Origin of the sequence: Halorientalis sp. (assembly GCF_028275115.1) — an archaeon.
Lineage (GTDB): Archaea > Halobacteriota > Halobacteria > Halobacteriales > Haloarculaceae > Halorientalis.
In genome coordinates this window covers 1-2166 of record NZ_JAQCNH010000088.1, presented here as the reverse complement: position 1 = coordinate 2166, position 2166 = coordinate 1, and the positions used below count along the sequence as shown (strand labels likewise).

The 2166-nt window shown below is 62.6% G+C and carries 3 protein-coding genes; all 3 read left to right on the top strand.

The features are described 5' to 3' along the window. The coding region (locus tag Q0964_RS11740) for a CopG family ribbon-helix-helix protein (protein WP_299267665.1) at positions 1-382 on the top strand (382 nt) is incomplete at its 5' end. 133 nt (positions 383-515) lie between these two features. After that, positions 516-1547, top strand: a complete 1032-nt coding sequence (locus Q0964_RS11735; protein WP_299267663.1) for an ABC transporter substrate-binding protein — start codon at positions 516-518, stop codon at positions 1545-1547. Continuing rightward, positions 1544-2166, top strand: a 623-nt coding sequence (locus Q0964_RS11730; RefSeq protein WP_299267661.1) for an ABC transporter permease, incomplete at its 3' end; no start/stop codon positions are given. The genes Q0964_RS11735 and Q0964_RS11730, both read left to right, overlap by 4 nt.

Below are 2166 nucleotides of genomic sequence, written 5' to 3'. Positions count from 1 at the left end.
CGACCAGTTCGCCGAAGACCACGGGTACACGGGTCGAAGCGAGGTCGTCCGTGAAGCGAGTCGGAACCTCCTGGGCGAGTTCGAAGACAAGAAACTCGAAGACCGGGACCTGATGGGCGTCGTCACTGTCGTCTTCGATTACGAGACGACGAACGTCGAAGAGAAGATGATGCACCTTCGCCACGAACACGAGGACATCGTCGCCTCGAACTTCCACAGCCACGTCGGTGGTCACCACTGCATGGAACTGTTTGTCCTCGAGGGGTCGCTCGAGGAGATTTCGACGTTCGTCGGAAAGATCCGCGCCACCAAGGATACGCTCACCATCGACTACTCGGTGCTACCCGTCGACGACTTCGGTCCGTTGGCCGACATGAAGTAACCCGGTTTTGCGACCGATCCGTTCCGTAGCCGACCGACTCGTGAGCGACTGCTCAGCTCGCTCCTGATAATGTTAAGAATGAGACCCTATATCATAACTTCTATTATCTAGCTACACAGTGTTAACAACACCGATGGCTTCTATCACACGACGGAACGCGCTTCGCAGTGCCGGGGCGAGCGTGGTCGCTGCGTCGGGCATCGCCGGCTGTCTCGGGCGGAGTGGTGGCGGAACGCTCAACGCCCTCACCGTCGCGTACGTGCCGATCTACCCGAACATCCAACACTACGTGATGGACCGGGAGGACTACTACACCGAGATTCCGGCCGACGTCACGGTCGAGCGGTTCAGCTCGGGCCCGAGCGTCGTGAAAGCCTTCGCCAGCGGCGACGTCGACGTCGCGCTGTTCGGCATCACTCCGGCGATGGTGCTCGTCGACAAGGGCACCCAGGCCGGGATTCTCGCGGCGAACTCCCGCAACGGCTTCAAGATCATGGCGACCACCGAAATCGTCGACCTGTATGAACAGGACGGTCCAGCCACCTTCGAGCGGTTCGAACAGAACGAGGGGCGCAAGATTCGGTTCGGAGCTCCACCGGACGGAAGTGTTCCCGATATCCTCCTCCGGTACTGGATTCAGGAGGACCTTGACGTCGGCGAGATGGAGTCGGTCATCACCAAGTCGAAGGTCCCGCCGGCGAAGGCAGTCCAAACCATCCAGTCGGGGGACATCGACGCGACGATCATTCAAGAGCCGTTCGCGACGGTCATCGGGCAGGACGACGCCTTCGGTGAACTCGCGTGGTCCGGCACCGTTCTCGAGGATCATCCAGTTACAGTGCTGTTCGCGAACCAACGGGTGATCGACGCCGGCGAGGTCGCCCAGTCGCTGGTCGAACAGCACGTCACGGCAACCGAGTTCACGATCGAATCTCCCGATGGGGCTGCCGCTCACGCCGCATCCGTGATCGGTGCCGGGGTGAGCGAGGACCTCGCCACGGCGGCGATGCGGTCCCGTGCCTCCGACTTCCTCTCGAACCCGCACACCGTCACCGACCAGGCGGCGACGATGGGTGAGTTCGTCGCGAGCGTCGGCAACATCGACGAACCGGTCCCGACCGAGGAGCTGTTCGCCGTCGAGGCCTACGATGCGCTCCAGTCATGAGTCTCGGAACAGGTGTCAGCACCGAGACGACCGAGCCGACCTGGTTCGAGGGCGATCTCCGTCGATATCTCCGGGGGCTTGGCGGCCTCGGCATCTTTCTCTCCGTCTGGTGGGTCGGTGCAGCGACGACCCAGCCGTCGTACCTCGTGCCAGGACCGCTTGACTCGGCCTGGGCGTTCCTCGAACTGTTTGCGACCTCAACCGCCGTCGTCGTGCCCATCGTGCGTGCCGAGGTCGTCCTCCCGACGGGTCTCGCCCACCTCACACAGACGTTGTTTCATTACATTCCCGGGTTGCTCCTCGGCGCGACTGCCGGGATCGGTCTCGGGCTGGCGATGGGCTGGAACGAGATCCTCGACGACTGGATACAGCCGCTCGTCCGGGTGCTTCGACCGATCCCTCCGCTGGCGTGGATCGTCTTCGCGATCGTCTGGTTCGGTATCCACCACACCGGCGCGGCGTTCATCGTCTTCGTCGGGGCGTTCTGGATCAACTTCTACGGTGCCTACGGTGGTGTCGAAGGCGTCTCGGGCGAGTTGACCGATGCCGCCTCAACGCTCGGCGTCGAACGTGACCTCTCGATGTTACGGCTCGTCGCACTCCCGAGTGCTGCGCCCCA

What these genes read in the sequence shown, in the direction of transcription:
- Q0964_RS11735 (WP_299267663.1), top strand. Translation starts at nt 516, where the DNA reads ATGGCTTCTATCACACGACGGAACGCGCTTCGCAGTGCCGGGGCGAGC.